We start from the raw sequence: 16,770 nt of genomic DNA on the forward strand, positions 1-16,770 counted from the left end.
GGTTAGGGTGAGGGTAAATCACTCTTTCGGATCTTTACCCGCCAGCAGCTTGTCCAGCTCGTCGCCGCCCACGTGACGGAAGTCCTGACCTTTCACGAAGTAGAAAATGTATTCGCAAATGTTCTGGCAGCGGTCGCCAATACGCTCGATGGAGCGGGCGCAGAACAGGGCGGTCAGTACGCTTGGGATCGTACGTGAATCTTCCATCATGTAGGTCATCAGCTGACGCACGATGCCTTCATACTCCTGGTCGACCTTCTTGTCTTCACGGTAGATACGCACCGCTTCGTCCAGGTCCATACGCGCAAAGGCATCCAGCACGTCGTGCAGCATCTGCACGGTGTGGCGGCCCAGCGACTCCAGGCTCACCAGAAGGGGCTGGTGCTGCTGAGAAAACTTCTCCAGCGCGGTACGGCAGATTTTATCCGCAACGTCACCAATACGCTCCAGCTCGGCGATAGTTTTGATGATCGCCATCACCAGACGCAGGTCGCTCGCCGTCGGCTGACGTTTCGCGATAATGCGCACGCAGGCCTCGTCGATAGCGACTTCCATCATGTTGACGTTTTTGTCGCCTTCAATGACGCGCTTCGCCAGCTCGCTGTCCTGGTTGTGCATTGCCGTAATCGCATCAGAAAGCTGCTGCTCGACCATCCCGCCCATGGTCATTACCTGGGTGCGAATGCTTTCCAGCTCTGCGTTGAACTGGCCGGAAATGTGTTTATTAAGATTGAGGTTGTCCATGGTTTCTCCACATGCACTAAGGCAAATCAACCGTAGCGGCCAGTAATATAATCTTCGGTTTGTTTCTTCGCGGGCCTGGTGAACAGCGCGTCCGTATCGCTGAACTCAATCAACTCGCCCAGGTACATAAACGCCGTGTGATCGGAACAACGTGCAGCCTGCTGCATGTTATGGGTCACGATAACCACGGTGTAATCCTGCTTCAGCTCGGTGATCAGCTCTTCAATACGGCCGGTTGAGATCGGGTCCAGCGCTGAACACGGCTCATCCAGCAGCAACACTTCCGGGCGAATAGCAATACCGCGCGCAATGCACAGACGCTGCTGCTGACCACCGGAGAGAGAGTAACCGCTCTGGTGCAACTTATCTTTGGTTTCGTTCCATAATGCGGCCTTGGTCAAAGCCCACTGCACGCGCTCGTCCATATCGGCACGGGAGAGTTTTTCAAACAGACGCACGCCAAACGCGATGTTGTCATAAATCGACATCGGGAACGGCGTTGGTTTCTGGAACACCATCCCCACTTTGGCGCGCAGCAGGGCGATATCCTGCGCCTGGGTCAGAATGTTTTCACCGTCCAGGATGATTTCACCCTCAGCGCGCTGCTCCGGATAGAGCGAATACATTTTGTTAAAGGTACGCAGCAGCGTGGATTTCCCACAGCCGGACGGACCGATAAATGCCGTGACCTGGTTCTTCGCGATATCCAGGTTGATGTTCTTCAGGGCATGGAATTTGCCGTAGTAGAAGTTCAAATCACGAACCTGAATCTTACCCGGGGCAGTATCAACCATACTCATTGACTCATTTCCTCATTCGGCGCCGCGAGCTGCCGCGCCGTAAAAAATTAACCGTGTTTCTTCTTCGCGAAAATGACGCGCGCCAGAATGTTCAGCAACAGTACGCAAAGGGTAATGATCAGCACTCCGGCCCAGGCCAGCTGCTGCCATTCCGCGAATGGGCTCATCGCAAATTTAAAGATCGTCACCGGCAGGTTGGCTATCGGCTGCATCATGTCCGTGCTCCAGAACTGGTTGGAGAGAGACGTAAACAGCAGCGGCGCCGTTTCACCCGCGATACGCGCAACCGCCAGCAGGATACCGGTCATGATCCCGGAAACAGACGCCTTCAGCGTAATCGCAGAGATCATCTTCCATTTCGGCGTACCCAGCGCATAAGCCGCTTCACGCAGGCTGTCCGGCACCAGTTTCAGCATGTTCTCGGTGGTACGAATAACAATCGGCACCTGCAGCAGCGCCAGGGCAATCACACCCGCCCAGCCGGAGAAGTGTTCCATCTGCGCCACCACCACGGTGTAAACAAACAGACCCACAACGATAGAAGGTGCAGACAGCAGAATATCGTTGATGAAGCGAATGACTTCGGCCAGCCAGGATTTACGACCGTATTCAGCCAGGTAGATGCCCGCCATGATGCCCAGCGGCGTACCGAAGACCGTTGCCCAGAGGATCAGCAAGCCGCTGCCCGCCAGGGCATTGGCCAGGCCACCACCCGCAGTGTTCGGCGGTGGCGTCATTTCGGTGAAAAGCGACAGTGACATCCCGTCAATCCCGCGAACGACCGTCGAGAAGAGGATCCAAACCAGCCAGAACAGGCCGAACGCCATTGTCGCCATAGAGAGCGACAGGGCAATACGGTTTTTCATGCGGCGTCTGGCCTGCATTTTGCGGCGGGATTCCGCCAGTTCAGCGGTAGCTTGCATTTCGAGAGTTGCCATTAGCGTGCCCCCTCATTTTTAGCGAGGCGCATAATCATCAGCTTGGAAATCGCCAGAACAATAAAGGTGATAACGAACAGAATCAGACCCAGCTCCATCAGCGCCGCCACGTGCAGCCCGGATTCCGCTTCCGCAAATTCATTCGCCAACGCCGAGGTAATACTGTTACCCGGCATATAGAGCGACGCGCTGTCGAGCTGGTAGGTGTTACCGATGATAAAGGTGACCGCCATGGTTTCACCCAGCGCACGACCTAAGCCCAGCATCACGCCCCCAATCACCCCATTTTTGGTGAACGGAAGGACAATGCGCCAGATAACTTCCCAGGTGGTGCAGCCGATACCGTAGGCCGACTCTTTCATCATCACCGGCGTTTGTTCGAAGACATCGCGCATAACCGCCGCAATGTAAGGAATAATCATGATGGCGAGGATCACACCTGCCGCCAGAATGCCGATACCGAAAGCCGGGCCAGAGAACAGGGCACCCACAAACGGAATGGCGGAAAGCACGTTACCGACCGGTTCCTGGAAATACGTGGCGAACAGCGGAGCAAAGATGAACAAGCCCCACATGCCGTAAACGATACTTGGAATGGCAGCCAGCAGTTCGATGGCAATACCCAGCGGGCGTCGCAGCCAGCCCGGCGCCAGCTCCGTCAGGAACAGGGCAATACCAAAGCTCACCGGAACCGCAATCAGCAGGGCGATGAACGAGGTCACCAGCGTGCCGTAAATCGGCACCAGGGCACCGTAGATATCGTTCGGCGCGTCCCACTCTTTGGTCCACAGGAAGGAAAAACCGAATTTCTGGATGCTCGGCCATGAGGAGAAAATCAGAGACACGATAATGCCGCCCAGCAGCAATAGCACAATCAGCGCAGCCAGTTTCACCAGCGCGCTGAAAATCATGTCACCTTTTTTACCCGGAGGGTTAAATGCAGGCTTGGTTGCAGCCATAAATTACTCTTCTGTTTGAGACGTTTTTACGAATATGCCCGGTGGCGCTGACGCTTACCGGGCCTACAGCTTAAACCGTAGGGCGGGTAAGCATAGCGCCACCCGCCATCTTCGTTAAATATATCCTGTTAGTACAGCGCTTTACCGCTGCTGTCTTTCACGTTGGTTTTCCATGCAGCGCGAATCTGCTCAACCACGTTTTCCGGCAGGGTGGCGTAATCCAGGGCGTTAGCCTGTTTGCCGCCGTTTTTGTACGCCCAGTCGAAGAACTTCAGCACTTCGGCGCCCTGCTCAGGTTTCTTCTGCTCTTTGTGAACCAGGATGAAAGTGGTAGAGGTGATTGGCCATGCACCTTCGCCTTTCTGGTTAGTCAGATCCTGCGCGAAGGATTTGCTCCAGTCAGCGCCTTTCGCCGCGTTAGCAAAGTTCTCTTCGGTTGGGCTAACCGGTTTGCCGTCGGCTGAAACCAGTTTGGTGTAGGACAGGTTGTTCTGCTTAGCGTACGCATACTCTACGTAACCAATTGAGCCAGGCAGACGCTGTACGAACGCGGCGATACCGTCGTTACCCTTACCGCCCAGACCGGTTGGCCAGTTAACGGTAGAGCCGGAGCCGACTTTAGATTTCCACTCTTCGTTCACTTTTGCCAGGTAGCTGGTGAACACGAAAGAGGTACCGGAACCATCCGCACGGCGAACCACGGCGATGTTCTGAGAAGGCAGCTTCAGGCCTGGGTTGAGTTTAGCGATCGCTTCGTCATCCCATTTTTTGATTTTGCCCAGGTAGATGTCACCCAGCGTTTTGCCGTCCAGCACCAGCTCACCCGACTTCACGCCCGGCAGGTTGATGGCCAGAACCACACCGCCGATCACGGTAGGGAACTGGAACAGGCCTTCCTGAGCCAGTTTGTCATCAGACAGCGGAGCGTCTGATGCGCCGAAATCAACAGTGTTCGCGGTAATTTGTTTAACGCCACCGGAGGAGCCGATACCCTGATAGTTAACCTTGTTACCGGTTTCTTTCTGGTAGGTATCCGCCCATTTGGCATACACCGGCGCAGGGAAGGTTGCACCAGCGCCAGTCAGGCTTGCTTCTGCAAATACAGAGAACGCGCTCAGAGATAAGGTCGCGGCGACAACAGTTGCGACAGTGGTACGCATAACTTTCATAATGTCTCCTGCAAGATTTTCGTAAATCGTTGTTTAGTGGCTACGATGAGCAAAATAGGACAAACAGGTGACAGATAAATGTACGAATTATGACAGTTTTATGACAACGAAAATTTCACTTAAAAACAAGCAAAAGAAAGCTTATTTTTCATCGCGTTAGCCACTTTTATGACAAGACGTTTTCAGAAATATTTTCTTTATGTGACACTGAAAAAAGTAGCTGAAGATGACAAATTGTCATTATTAAAAACGAGAAAGGATTGATTAAAAACAAGCCGGGTGGGATAAAAAAGCTCCACCCGAAGGTGGAGCCTGAAGGGATTATTCTACGGTAACCGATTTCGCCAGGTTACGCGGCTGGTCAACGTCGGTGCCTTTGATCAGGGCAACGTGATAAGCCAGCAGCTGCAGCGGAACGGTGTAGAAGATGGGTGCAATCACCTCTTCCACATGCGGCATCTCGATGATGTGCATGTTGTCGTTGCTGACAAAACCGGCATCTTTGTCGGCGAAGACGTACAGAACACCGCCGCGGGCGCGCACTTCTTCGATGTTAGACTTCAGTTTTTCCAGCAGTTCGTTGTTTGGTGCCACAACGATGACCGGCATATCCGCGTCAATCAGCGCCAGCGGGCCGTGCTTCAACTCGCCAGCCGCATAGGCTTCAGCGTGAATGTAGGAGATCTCTTTCAGCTTCAGCGCGCCTTCCAGCGCAATCGGATACTGATCGCCACGACCCAGGAACAGGGCGTGATGTTTGTCGGAGAAATCTTCCGCCAGCGCTTCAATGCGTTTGTCCTGAGACAGCATCTGCTCAATACGGCTCGGCAGCGCCTGCAGGCCGTGAACGATGTCGTGCTCAACGGACGCATCTTCACCTTTCAGACGCGCAAGCTTCGCCACCAGCATCAGCAGAACGGTTAGCTGAGTGGTAAACGCTTTGGTGGAGGCCACACCGATTTCTGTGCCCGCTTTGGTCATCAGCGCCAGATCGGACTCACGCACCAGCGATGAGCCAGGAACGTTACAGATAGCCAGCGAGCCCAGGTAACCCAGCTCTTTAGACAGACGCAGCGCTGCCAGCGTATCCGCCGTTTCGCCGGACTGGGAAAGGGTGATCATCAGGCTGTTACGACGCACCGCGGATTTGCGATAGCGGAATTCAGACGCGATTTCCACATCGCACGGCACGCCCGCCAGGGATTCAAACCAGTAGCGAGAAACCATACCGGAGTTGTAAGAGGTGCCGCAGGCGACGATCTGAATATGCTCGACCTTGCCGAGCAGTTCGTTCGCGTTTGCGCCCAGCTCGCTCAGATCCACTTCACCGTGGCTGATGCGCCCGGTCAGGGTGTTTTTGATGGCGTTTGGCTGCTCGTAAATCTCTTTCTGCATGTAGTGACGGTAAGCGCCTTTATCACCCGCGTCGTACTGCAGATTCGATTCGATCTCCTGACGTTTCACCTGCTCGCCTTTGGTATCGAAGACGGTCACGCTGCGACGGGTCACTTCCGCGATATCACCCTCTTCGAGGAAGATAAAGCGACGGGTAACCGGCAGGAGCGCCAGCTGGTCAGAAGCGATGAAGTTTTCGCCCATGCCCAGACCGATAACCATCGGGCTACCGGAACGCGCGGCCAGCAATGTGGACGGATCGCGGGAATCCATGATCACCGTACCGTACGCACCGCGCAGCTGAGGGATAGCACGCAGCACCGCATCACGCAGCGTGCCGCCCTGCTCCAGCTCCCAGTGCACCAGGTGAGCAATCACTTCGGTGTCAGTTTCTGAGACGAAGGTGTAGCCGCGCGCTTTCAGTTCTTCGCGCAGCGGTTCGTGGTTTTCGATAATGCCGTTGTGCACGACCACGATGTGTTCAGACACATGCGGGTGCGCGTTACCTTCAGACGGTTCGCCGTGCGTCGCCCAGCGGGTGTGCGCAATACCGGTACCACCATGCAGCGGATGTTCTTCCGCGGCCTGGGCCAGCATCTGCACTTTACCGAGACGACGCAGACGGGTCATATGACCTTCTGCATCGACGACAGCCAGACCGGCTGAGTCGTAACCACGGTATTCCAGACGACGTAAACCTTCGAGAAGGATTTCAGCAATATCACGCTGCGCAACTGCGCCAACAATTCCACACATAATTTTAGATTCCGAATTTAGGCATTATGCCTGCGTTGTCGCTGACCTGTATTTTCCCTGCGTCTTTCACGCTGCGGCTGCGTTGGCTTCTCGTACTCGCCACGGTCACTTACTTAAGTAAGCTCCCATGGACTCATACGCTTGCCGCCTTGCCACAACGCGAAATCCTTTGGGTAACGCCCTTTCCGGGCACCCCGAGCCTTGTAGAGAGTGGGGTTATTTTTATGGGTACTGCTTGTGGGGGGAGATATATATTTATCCCCTCTCCCGGGTTTGCCTGATGACGGCTACGCCTTATCAGGCCTACTCAATCGTAGGGCGGGTAAGCGTAGCGCCACCCGCCTTGTTGTTACTTTTTCTTCACCGGGCGTTTCCAGCCCTGCTTGCTGACCTGCGGCACGCGGCTTAACACCAGCTCGTTCTCGGCCACATCGCGCGTAACGGTTGTTCCGGCGGCGATAGTCACTCCGTTACCCACGGTAACGGGCGCCACCAGCTGCGTATCGGAGCCAACGAACACGTCGTCACCGATGATGGTTTTAAACTTATTCGCGCCGTCATAGTTACAGGTAATAGTCCCTGCACCAATATTCACGTTATTGCCAATTTCCGCGTCGCCCAGATAGGTCAGATGACCGGCTTTCGAGCCTTTACCCAGACGCGCTTTTTTCATCTCCACGAAGTTACCCACGTGAGCGCCTTCCAGCAGCTCAGCGCCCGGGCGCAGACGCGCAAACGGGCCGATGGTACAGGCCGCATCCAGACGGGCATCTTCCACCACGCTGTACGGGCTGATTTCGCAGTCGTCGCCGATGACGCTGTTTTTAATCACGCAGCCGGCGCCAATTTTGACGCGATTGCCCAGCGTGACGTAACCTTCGAGGATAACGTTCGTATCAATTTCAACGTCACGCCCGTGAGATAACGAACCACGCAGATCGAAACGCGCCGGATCGCGCAGCATCACGCCCGCCAGCAGCAGTTTTTCGGCCTGCTCGGACTGATAAATACGCTCAAGACGGGAAAGCTGAAGGCGGTTGTTCACGCCGTCCGTTTCGCTGATGCGCGCCGGATGAACGGCGGCAATTTCACGCCCTTCGTGGTACGCCATCGCAATGATGTCGGTGATGTAGTATTCACCCTGCGCGTTGTTATTGTCGAGTCTGGACAGCCAGCGCTTCATATCCGCGCCGTTGGCAATCAGGATACCGGTGTTGATCTCCTGAATCTGGCGCTGTTCGTCGCTGGCATCTTTATGCTCAACAATACCCGTGACGTTGCCGTTTTCACGGGTGATGCGGCCATAACCGCTTGGATCGTCCAGCACGACGGTCAACAAACCGATACCGCCCTGCGGTTTGGCTTCACGCAGGCGAGTCAGGGTTTCAACGGAGATCAGCGGGACATCGCCGTAGAGCATCAAAATGTCTTCGTCATCCGCAAAGAAGGGCGCAGCCTGCTGCATCGCATGGCCTGTGCCCAGCTGTTCGGCCTGAAGCACCCAGTTAAGCTTGTCATCGCTCAGCGTCTTTTTAAGCAGATCGCCGCCGTGGCCGTAGACCAGGTGGACCTGACTGGCACCCAGCTCGTTCGCTGCATCAATGACATGCTGCACCATTGGCTTTCCTGCAAGCGTGTGGAGCACCTTAGGCAGATCGGAATACATGCGGGTCCCTTTGCCAGCGGCAAGGATCACCACGCTCATCGCACTGTTTGACATACGCATCCTGACGGTAGTTTGAGTGTGAAGTAAAAACGTTTGATGCTTAAAATTCTACATCTTTTTCATCATGAATTAAGGCCGAAAAAAAAAGCCAGCCTGGTATCCAGACTGGCTTTTGTGCTTTTCAAGCCGGTGTTACATCGCTTTTTTGGTCAACTCGATAACGCGCAGTTTCGCGATCGCTTTGGCCAGCTCCGCAGACGCCTGAGCGTAATCCACGTCACCATGAGAGCTGCTAATGTGCTCTTCAGCCTTACGCTTCGATTCCAGGGCTCGCGCTTCGTCGAGATCCTGGCCACGGATAGCGGTATCGGCCAGAACGGTCACACTGCCAGGCTGCACTTCAAGAATGCCGCCGGACAGATAGATAAACTCTTCGTGACCGAACTGTTTAACGATGCGGATCATACCAGGCTTAATGGCGGTGAGCAGCGGTGCGTGACCCGGGAAAATACCCAGTTCACCTTCACTACCCGTTACCTGGATTTTCTCGACCAGACCAGAGAACATTTGTTGCTCTGCGCTGACGACGTCCAGGTGGTAAGTCATTGCCATATCACCCTCCGATTAAGGCGTTAAAGTTTTTTGGCTTTTTCCACGGCTTCGTCGATGGAACCAACCATGTAGAACGCCTGCTCCGGCAGGTGATCGTATTCGCCTTCCATGATGCCTTTAAAGCCACGGATGGTGTCTTTCAGGGAAACGTATTTACCCGGAGAACCGGTGAATACTTCCGCAACGAAGAACGGCTGGGACAGGAAGCGCTGGATCTTACGCGCACGTGCTACCACCAGTTTGTCTTCTTCAGACAGTTCATCCATACCCAGGATGGCGATGATGTCTTTCAGTTCCTGGTAACGCTGCAGCAGGGACTGTACGCCACGCGCGGTGTCGTAGTGTTCCTGACCAACAACCAGTGGATCCAGCTGACGGCTGGTGGAGTCCAGCGGGTCAACGGCCGGGTAGATACCCAGAGACGCGATCTGACGGCTCAGTACCACGGTTGCATCTAAGTGCGCAAAGGTGGTTGCTGGAGATGGGTCAGTCAAGTCATCCGCAGGTACGTATACCGCCTGAACGGAGGTAATAGAACCGGTTTTGGTAGAGGTGATACGTTCCTGAAGAACACCCATCTCTTCCGCCAGCGTAGGCTGATAACCTACCGCTGAAGGCATACGACCCAGCAGTGCAGATACTTCAGTACCGGCCAGGGTGTAACGATAGATGTTATCAACGAACAGCAGAACGTCACGGCCTTCGTCACGGAACTTCTCAGCCATCGTCAGACCAGTCAGCGCAACGCGCAGACGGTTTCCTGGTGGCTCGTTCATCTGGCCGTAAACCAGGGATACTTTGTCCAGAACGTTGGAGTCGGTCATTTCGTGGTAGAAGTCGTTACCCTCACGAGTACGTTCACCTACGCCCGCAAACACGGAATAACCGGAGTGCTCGATCGCGATGTTACGGATCAGCTCCATCATGTTTACGGTTTTACCTACACCCGCACCACCGAACAGACCGACTTTACCGCCCTTCGCGAACGGACACATCAGGTCGATAACTTTGATACCGGTTTCCAGCAGTTCCTGAGAGCTGGACAGCTCTTCGTAGGAAGGTGCCGCGCGGTGGATAGCCCAACGCTCTTCTTCACCGATGTCGCCTTTCATGTCGATTGGCTGACCCAATACGTTCATGATACGACCCAGTGTTGCTTTACCTACCGGGACTTCGATCGGGTGCTCAAGGTCTTTTACTTCCAGACCACGACGCAGACCGTCAGAAGAACCCATCGCGATGGTACGCACGATACCGCCGCCGAGCTGCTGCTGAACTTCCAGCACCAGGCTCTCGTTACCATTCTGTACCTCAAGCGCGTCGTACACGCGTGGTACGGCGTCCTGAGGGAACTCGACGTCCACCACGGCGCCGATTACCTGGACAATCTTTCCAGTAGCCATCTTGAATCCTCTACGTAATTCGTAAACCTGGTTAAACCGCGGCGGCCCCCGAGACGATCTCGGTGAGTTCCTGAGTAATGCTGGCCTGACGAGCTTTGTTGTAAACCAACTGCAGCTCTTTAATCAGGCTGCCGCCATTATCGGTCGCGGCTTTCATCGCCACCATTCGTGCGGCCTGCTCGCTGGCCAGGTTTTCTACAACGCCCTGATAAACCTGAGATTCAACGTAACGACGCAGCAGGGTATCCAGCAGCGGTTTCGGATCGGGTTCATACAGGTAATCCCAGGCTTTTTGCTTCAGCTCGTCATCTTCTGATGCCGGTAACGGCAGCATCTGAGTGAGCGTTGGAACCTGAGACATGGTGTTAATGAATTTGTTGCTGACAACGTACAGTCTGTCCAGACGGCCTTCATCATAGGCCTGCAACATCACTTTAACCGGGCCGATCAGTTCGGACAGGGACGGGTTATCACCCATACCGGTCACCTGAGCGACAATGTTGCCACCAACGGAGTTAAAGAAAGAGACGCCTTTAGAGCCGATCATTGCGATATCGCACTGAACGCCTTTTTCAGACCATGCTTTCATATCCGCCAGCAGTTTTTTGAACAGGTTAATGTTCAAGCCGCCACACAGACCACGGTCGGTCGACACCACCAGGTAGCCCACGCGCTTAACGTCGCGTTCTTCCAGGTAAGGGTGCTTATATTCCAGATTACCGTTTGCAAGGTGACCAATCACTTTGCGCATGGTTTCTGCATAAGGACGGCTGGCCGCCATGCGATCCTGCGATTTACGCATTTTGGAAGCGGCGACCATCTCCATCGCTTTAGTGATCTTTTGCGTGTTCTGGACGCTTGCGATCTTACTACGTATCTCTTTTGCGCCGGCCATGAGCTTCTCCTCAATGCCAGGCGGCTTGTCCTGAGACAAGCCGCCGGACGATTACCAGGATTGGGTTGCTTTGAAGGAATCGAGGATAGCTTTCAGCTTGCCTTCGATTTCGTCGTTATAGCCACCGGTCTGGTTGATCTCTTGCATCAGCGGAGCGTGATCACGGTCGACGTAAGCCAGCAGAGCGGCTTCGAAGCTACCGATTTTCGCCAGTTCCACATCTTCGAGGTAACCGCGTTCAGCCGCGAACAGTACCAGGCCCTGCTGAGCAACAGACATTGGTGCGTACTGTTTCTGCTTCAGCAGCTCGGTCACTTTCTGACCGTGGCTCAGCTGTTTACGGGTTGCTTCGTCCAGATCGGATGCGAACTGAGAGAACGCAGCCAGTTCACGATACTGTGCCAGCGCGGTACGGATACCACCGGACAGTTTCTTGATGATCTTGGTCTGAGCAGCACCACCAACACGGGATACGGAGATACCCGGGTTAACTGCCGGACGAATACCGGAGTTAAACAGATTGGTTTCCAGGAAGATCTGACCATCGGTAATGGAGATTACGTTGGTCGGAACGAACGCAGAAACGTCACCCGCCTGGGTTTCAATGATCGGCAGAGCGGTCAGAGAGCCCGTTTTACCCTTCACTTCACCTTTGGTGAAGTTCTCGACGTATTCCGCGTTAACGCGAGAAGCACGCTCCAGCAGACGAGAGTGGAGGTAGAATACGTCGCCAGGGAACGCTTCACGTCCAGGTGGACGACGGAGCAGCAGGGAAACCTGACGATAAGCAACAGCCTGTTTAGACAGGTCATCGTATACGATCAGTGCATCTTCACCGCGGTCACGGAAGTATTCGCCCATTGCGCAACCGGCGTATGGCGCCAGGTATTGCAGTGCAGCGGATTCAGACGCGGTTGCTACCACAACGATGGTGTTAGACAGTGCGCCGTGCTCTTCCAGTTTACGAACCACGTTAGAGATGGTGGACGCTTTCTGGCCGATGGCCACGTACACACATTTGATGCCGGAGTCACGCTGGTTGATGATGGCGTCGATAGCCATCGCGGTTTTACCGGTCTGACGGTCACCGATGATCAGTTCACGCTGACCACGACCGATTGGGATCATGGCATCAACGGACTTATAACCTGTCTGAACAGGCTGATCTACGGACTGACGGTCGATAACGCCTGGTGCGATAACTTCGATTGGGGAGAAGCCATCGTGCTCAACCGGACCTTTACCGTCGATTGGCGCACCCAGGGTGTTAACAACGCGACCCAGCAGGCCACGGCCAACCGGCACTTCCAGAATACGGCCAGTACACTTAACCTTCATGCCTTCGGCGAGGTCAGCGTATGGACCCATCACAACTGCACCTACGGAGTCGCGCTCCAGGTTCAGTGCGATAGCGTAACGGTTACCCGGCAGGGAAATCATCTCACCCTGCATACAATCGGCCAGGCCGTGGATGCGGATAACACCGTCACTTACAGAAACAATAGTACCTTCGTTGTGAGCTTCACTCACAACACTGAACTGAGCAATGCGCTGCTTGATCAGTTCGCTGATTTCGGTGGAATTCAGTTGCATGCTCCAGTCCCCTTAAGACTGCAAGACGTCTGCAAGGCGTTCAAGACGGCCGCGTACGCTGCCATCAATGACCATATCACCCGAACGGATGATTACGCCTGCCATTACAGACTTATCGATTTTGCAATTCAGCTTAACTTTGCGTGACAGACGTTTTTCCATCGCGGCGGTGATTTTCGCAAGCTGTTCATTACTCAGTTCAGTCGCAGAAGTCACTTCGACTTCAGCGGTTGCTTCACTAAGGGCACGTAAGTGCTCAAACTGCTCGAGAACATCCGGGAGCACACGGAGACGACCATTTTCTGCCATCACCTTAATCAGGTTCTGGCCGTTGGCATCCAGTTGCTCTCCGCACACGGCGATAAACGACGCGGCGAGAGTTTCAGGTGCTAACGCACCGGAAAGCAACTCAGCCATTTGTTCGTTTTTCGTCACCTCAGCGGCAAACGCCAGCATATCCTGCCAGCGATCGACATTTTGGTGTTCGACAGCAAAGTCAAAAGCTGCTTTGGCGTAGGGGCGAGCTACCGTAACAAATTCAGACATCAGCCCCTCCCTCCTTACAGTTCAGCGACAAGTTTGTCCACGATGTCGCTGTTAGCAGCTTCATCCACGGAACGTTCGATGATCTTCTCGGCGCCAGCAACAGCCAGAATCGCAACCTGCTTACGCAGTTCTTCACGAGCACGTTTACGCTCAGCATCAATTTCTGCCTGAGCCTGTGTCACGATCTTAGTACGTTCCTGTTCTGCTTCAGCTTTGGCTTCGTCCAGGATCTGAGAACGGCGTTTGTTAGCCTGTTCAATGATTACCTGAGCTTCAGCTTTCGCTTTTTTCAGCTGGTCTGTCGCGTTGGCCTGTGCAAGGTCCAAATCTTTCTTAGCGCGTTCTGCGGAAGCCAGACCGTCAGCAATTTCTTTCTGACGTTTTTCGATGGCAGCCATTAAAGGCGGCCATACATACTTCATGCAGAACCAGACAAAGAGAATAAACGCGATGGCCTGGCCGAGGATTGTTGCGTTCATGTTCACAGCACAATACCTCTTTAATTTCTGTGGCTTAGGGTTTTAAAACTACTACTACGCGACAGCAAACATCACGTACAGACCCAGACCTACAGCGATCATTGGGATAGCATCCACCAGACCCATAACGATAAAGAACTGAGTACGCAGCAGAGGAATCAGATCAGGTTGACGCGCTGCGCCTTCCAGGAATTTGCCCCCGAGGATGCCGATACCGATCGCAGCACCGATAGCCGCCAGACCCATCATCACAGCGGCAGCCATGTACAGCAGATCCATATTCAGGTTTTCCATGACAGTCTCCAGTTTGTTTCAATTAAAACGTAGTAGTGTTGGTAAAAAATCAGTGCTCTTCAGACGCCATCGACAGATAGACGATCGTCAGAACCATGAAGATAAAGGCTTGCAGCGTAATGATCAGGATGTGGAAAATGGCCCATGGCACATTAAGAATCCACTGTGACCACCACGGCAGAAGACCCGCGATCAGAATGAAAATCAGCTCACCCGCATACATGTTGCCGAACAGTCGCAGACCCAGTGAAACAGGTTTGGACAGCAGGCTAACGCCTTCCAGGATCAGGTTGACCGGAATAAACGCCCAGTGGTTGAACGGCTGCAAGGTAAGCTCTTTCACAAAGCCGCTTACGCCTTTCATTTTGATGCTGTAGAAAAGAATCAGGATAAATACGCCCAGCGCCATCGACAGGGTGATGTTCACGTCCGCAGACGGTACAACACGCAGCGCTGGCAGGCCGAAGATGTGCTCACCGATGAACGGCAGCAGATCGATTGGCAGCAGGTCCATCAGGTTCATCAGGAAGACCCAAACGAACACGGTCAGGGCCAGCGGAGCAATCAGCTTGCTCTTACCATGGTACATGTCTTTGACGCTGCCATGGACGAAGCCGATGATCATTTCGATGAAGGTCTGGAATTTCCCTGGTACACCGCTGGTCGCTCGTTTAGCAACACCGCGGAACATGGCCAGGAACAGAAGACCCAAAACCACCGAGAAGAACATGGAGTCGATGTTGATCGTCCAGAAGGTGGCCGGGGGGTTATGTGGATCCACCAGCGAGAATGTACGCAGGTCCAGCTGAAGGTTATTCAGATGGTGACCTATGTAATCCTGCGGCGTCATATTTTCTGAAGCCATGATGCCTTTTACCCTTTGTTATTGATTACAGCTGGAGCCAGAACTTGTACCACCAGCACCAAAACCCACGTTGCTATCAGCGGCATGAAGACCACTTTCAAAACCGCCAGCGCCATCACCAGTAGAGCAAAGGTCAGCAACACCTTACACACTTCGCCGAGGGCGAAGGACCAGGCCACGCGGCCTTTGGCAGGTGTATGCGCCTGATGACGCCAGGCAAAAATCATAAACAACACGTTTGGCAGCACAACCGCCAAACCCCCGCACACGGCGGAGATGCCCCAGAAGGGGTCTTTGAGGCTAAACAGCAGTCCACTTGCTATCACAGCCAGAAACTGAATGAACAGAAGCTTACGAGCAACGTTTCTACTCAAGAGCGACACAGACATCACGTTTTTACTCCTGCTCCCTTCGAGGTATGCCGCGTGTCGTATAAAACGTCCTTTAAGGCTCAGAGTCAAGCATCAAAAAGCGGTCAAATTATACGGTGCGCACCCGTGATTTCAAACATTAAGTAGCGAAAAGGTGAATAAATGTTTAAATATTTTTCCCCACCGCTATTTTTTAACTTTCGCTGAAAGCGTCAACCTTCGACCAAAACTGCAAACAGCGCGAAAACGTTGGCGATAAAGCGTGCACGAGATCACAAAACACACATTTGCGATAAGGTTGTATTAATCAAAGGCGCAAATCGCGCAAATTTATCTTTATGAAATTAAACGCAAAATGTCATAACTATTTTCAAAACAGCCCAGTACACAATAAAAACGTTTTATTGACATTCTTAATAAATAATTAACATTGCGTTCTGGTTACTGCCTTCCACTTTTAGCAGACTTATATTTTCACAGATGACTATCTTCTCGGTGAATAAAAGTCGCCAGGTTAACCATAAGAAAAACCTTAGTGAAAAAGAGGTTAAAAGCCCGCCGGTAAATCCTCTGCATTTGTGCTGTTTTTTAACATGCGAAGAACAGCACAAATTCCACATTTTTTATTAATTTTTTAAAAATTGTTTGGCTTAATTATCACCAGATGACGCTCCCCATCGAGCTGAGGAATATGTAATTTCTCGATGGATTCAACAGCAAAACCGCCCGGAAGCTGTTCAATCTCATCGCCTGGCAACTGCCCTTTCAGCGCATAAAAGCGGCCGTTCTCCGCAGGTAAGTGTTTGCACCAGCTCACCATGTCATTGAGTGAAGCAAACGCGCGGCTGATAACCCCGTCAAACGGCGGCTCTGCCGGGAACTCCTCTACCCTGCTCTGCACGGGCGTGATGTTCTCAAGCTTCAGCTCATGCTGTACCTGACGTAAAAAGCGCACGCGCTTGCCAAGGCTGTCCAGCAGCGTGAAGTGGCTATCAGGGCGAACAATCGACAGCGGAACGCCCGGTAAACCCGGCCCCGTACCCACGTCGATAAAACGCTCACCTTTCAGCCACGGGGCAACCACGATGCTATCGAGAATATGGCGTACCAGCATCTCGTTGGGGTCACGTACTGAGGTCAGGTTGTACGCTTTGTTCCATTTGTTCAGCATATCGACATAGGCCACCAGCTGATTTTTCTGGTGATCGGTGAGCGAAATACCTGCCTGATCCAGCAGACGAGAGAGTTTGTTGAGCACGGTGAATACCTGTTGGAAAACTTAGGT

At 53.4% G+C, this 16,770-nt stretch carries 17 protein-coding genes; all 17 read right to left on the bottom strand.

Annotated features, from left to right (window positions below):
• Positions 1–18: 18 nt before the first annotated feature.
• Positions 19–744 (bottom strand): phosphate signaling complex protein PhoU, encoded by a 726-nt coding sequence (gene phoU, locus ACZ6J2_RS20535; protein ID WP_008500182.1) that lies wholly within the window; start codon positions 742–744, stop codon positions 19–21.
• Positions 745–770: 26 nt separating this feature from the next.
• Entirely contained in the window at positions 771–1,544 is a 774-nt protein-coding gene (gene pstB / locus ACZ6J2_RS20540) for a phosphate ABC transporter ATP-binding protein PstB (RefSeq protein ID WP_010426574.1), read from the bottom strand.
• Between the two features lie 47 nt (positions 1,545–1,591).
• Complete coding sequence (gene pstA / locus ACZ6J2_RS20545) at positions 1,592–2,482, bottom strand: phosphate ABC transporter permease PstA (protein ID WP_023309794.1); 891 nt, start codon at positions 2,480–2,482, stop codon at positions 1,592–1,594.
• Positions 2,482–3,441 carry a phosphate ABC transporter permease PstC gene (gene pstC / locus ACZ6J2_RS20550; protein WP_023309793.1) on the bottom strand — a complete coding sequence of 320 codons (960 nt, stop codon included), beginning with the start codon at positions 3,439–3,441 and terminating at the stop codon, positions 2,482–2,484. Before pstC ends, pstA begins: the two co-directional genes overlap by 1 nt.
• Positions 3,442–3,569: 128 nt before the next feature.
• The gene (pstS, locus tag ACZ6J2_RS20555; RefSeq protein ID WP_028017767.1) at positions 3,570–4,610 is read right to left on the bottom strand and encodes a phosphate ABC transporter substrate-binding protein PstS; all 1,041 of its coding nucleotides are present in this window, start codon (positions 4,608–4,610) and stop codon (positions 3,570–3,572) included.
• Between the two features lie 321 nt (positions 4,611–4,931).
• The gene (glmS, locus tag ACZ6J2_RS20560) at positions 4,932–6,761 is read right to left on the bottom strand and encodes a glutamine--fructose-6-phosphate transaminase (isomerizing) (RefSeq protein ID WP_023309792.1); all 1,830 of its coding nucleotides are present in this window, start codon (positions 6,759–6,761) and stop codon (positions 4,932–4,934) included.
• A 349-nt stretch (positions 6,762–7,110) separates the two neighbouring features.
• Positions 7,111–8,481, bottom strand: coding sequence for a bifunctional UDP-N-acetylglucosamine diphosphorylase/glucosamine-1-phosphate N-acetyltransferase GlmU (gene glmU, locus ACZ6J2_RS20565; protein WP_471726553.1), 1,371 nt, complete (start codon positions 8,479–8,481; stop codon positions 7,111–7,113).
• 138 nt (positions 8,482–8,619) lie between these two features.
• Positions 8,620–9,039, bottom strand: coding sequence for a F0F1 ATP synthase subunit epsilon (locus ACZ6J2_RS20570; protein WP_006177560.1), 420 nt, complete (start codon positions 9,037–9,039; stop codon positions 8,620–8,622).
• Between the two features lie 20 nt (positions 9,040–9,059).
• Positions 9,060–10,442 carry a F0F1 ATP synthase subunit beta gene (atpD, locus tag ACZ6J2_RS20575; RefSeq protein ID WP_006177559.1) on the bottom strand — a complete coding sequence of 461 codons (1,383 nt, stop codon included), beginning with the start codon at positions 10,440–10,442 and terminating at the stop codon, positions 9,060–9,062.
• Positions 10,443–10,473: 31 nt separating this feature from the next.
• A complete protein-coding gene (gene atpG / locus ACZ6J2_RS20580; protein ID WP_008500191.1) occupies positions 10,474–11,337 on the bottom strand; it encodes a F0F1 ATP synthase subunit gamma in 864 nt (287 codons plus the stop codon).
• Positions 11,338–11,388: 51 nt separating this feature from the next.
• Positions 11,389–12,930: a F0F1 ATP synthase subunit alpha gene (gene atpA, locus ACZ6J2_RS20585; protein WP_006808751.1), complete on the bottom strand. Its 1,542-nt coding sequence runs from the start codon at positions 12,928–12,930 to the stop codon at positions 11,389–11,391.
• 12 nt (positions 12,931–12,942) lie between these two features.
• Complete coding sequence (atpH, locus tag ACZ6J2_RS20590; RefSeq protein WP_023309790.1) at positions 12,943–13,476, bottom strand: F0F1 ATP synthase subunit delta; 534 nt, start codon at positions 13,474–13,476, stop codon at positions 12,943–12,945.
• A 14-nt stretch (positions 13,477–13,490) separates the two neighbouring features.
• The gene (gene atpF / locus ACZ6J2_RS20595; protein ID WP_014072436.1) at positions 13,491–13,961 is read right to left on the bottom strand and encodes a F0F1 ATP synthase subunit B; all 471 of its coding nucleotides are present in this window, start codon (positions 13,959–13,961) and stop codon (positions 13,491–13,493) included.
• A gap of 48 nt (positions 13,962–14,009) precedes the next feature.
• Positions 14,010–14,249, bottom strand: coding sequence for a F0F1 ATP synthase subunit C (atpE, locus tag ACZ6J2_RS20600; RefSeq protein ID WP_000429386.1), 240 nt, complete (start codon positions 14,247–14,249; stop codon positions 14,010–14,012).
• Between the two features lie 49 nt (positions 14,250–14,298).
• Complete coding sequence (atpB, locus tag ACZ6J2_RS20605; protein ID WP_023309789.1) at positions 14,299–15,114, bottom strand: F0F1 ATP synthase subunit A; 816 nt, start codon at positions 15,112–15,114, stop codon at positions 14,299–14,301.
• 8 nt (positions 15,115–15,122) lie between these two features.
• Positions 15,123–15,503 carry a F0F1 ATP synthase subunit I gene (atpI, locus tag ACZ6J2_RS20610; RefSeq protein WP_008500194.1) on the bottom strand — a complete coding sequence of 127 codons (381 nt, stop codon included), beginning with the start codon at positions 15,501–15,503 and terminating at the stop codon, positions 15,123–15,125.
• Between the two features lie 616 nt (positions 15,504–16,119).
• Positions 16,120–16,743, bottom strand: a complete 624-nt coding sequence (rsmG, locus tag ACZ6J2_RS20615) for a 16S rRNA (guanine(527)-N(7))-methyltransferase RsmG (protein ID WP_471726554.1) — start codon at positions 16,741–16,743, stop codon at positions 16,120–16,122.
• Between the last annotated feature and the right edge of the window lie 27 nt (positions 16,744–16,770).

Source organism: Enterobacter sp. E14S (assembly GCF_055666685.1).

Bases quoted from the DNA above. Each gene is read 5' to 3' on its own strand.
- atpG (WP_008500191.1), bottom strand. From the start codon at position 11,337: ATGGCCGGCGCAAAAGAGATACGTAGTAAGATCGCAAGCGTCCAGAAC.
- atpE (WP_000429386.1), bottom strand. From the start codon at position 14,249: ATGGAAAACCTGAATATGGATCTGCTGTACATGGCTGCCGCTGTGATG.
- glmU (WP_471726553.1), bottom strand. From the start codon at position 8,481: ATGTCAAACAGTGCGATGAGCGTGGTGATCCTTGCCGCTGGCAAAGGG.
- phoU (WP_008500182.1), bottom strand. From the start codon at position 744: ATGGACAACCTCAATCTTAATAAACACATTTCCGGCCAGTTCAACGCA.
- atpB (WP_023309789.1), bottom strand. From the start codon at position 15,114: ATGGCTTCAGAAAATATGACGCCGCAGGATTACATAGGTCACCATCTG.
- atpD (WP_006177559.1), bottom strand. From the start codon at position 10,442: ATGGCTACTGGAAAGATTGTCCAGGTAATCGGCGCCGTGGTGGACGTC.
- ACZ6J2_RS20570 (WP_006177560.1), bottom strand. From the start codon at position 9,039: ATGGCAATGACTTACCACCTGGACGTCGTCAGCGCAGAGCAACAAATG.
- pstA (WP_023309794.1), bottom strand. From the start codon at position 2,482: ATGGCAACTCTCGAAATGCAAGCTACCGCTGAACTGGCGGAATCCCGC.
- glmS (WP_023309792.1), bottom strand. From the start codon at position 6,761: ATGTGTGGAATTGTTGGCGCAGTTGCGCAGCGTGATATTGCTGAAATC.
- pstC (WP_023309793.1), bottom strand. From the start codon at position 3,441: ATGGCTGCAACCAAGCCTGCATTTAACCCTCCGGGTAAAAAAGGTGAC.
- atpH (WP_023309790.1), bottom strand. From the start codon at position 13,476: ATGTCTGAATTTGTTACGGTAGCTCGCCCCTACGCCAAAGCAGCTTTT.
- pstB (WP_010426574.1), bottom strand. From the start codon at position 1,544: ATGAGTATGGTTGATACTGCCCCGGGTAAGATTCAGGTTCGTGATTTG.
- atpA (WP_006808751.1), bottom strand. From the start codon at position 12,930: ATGCAACTGAATTCCACCGAAATCAGCGAACTGATCAAGCAGCGCATT.
- atpI (WP_008500194.1), bottom strand. From the start codon at position 15,503: ATGTCTGTGTCGCTCTTGAGTAGAAACGTTGCTCGTAAGCTTCTGTTC.
- pstS (WP_028017767.1), bottom strand. From the start codon at position 4,610: ATGAAAGTTATGCGTACCACTGTCGCAACTGTTGTCGCCGCGACCTTA.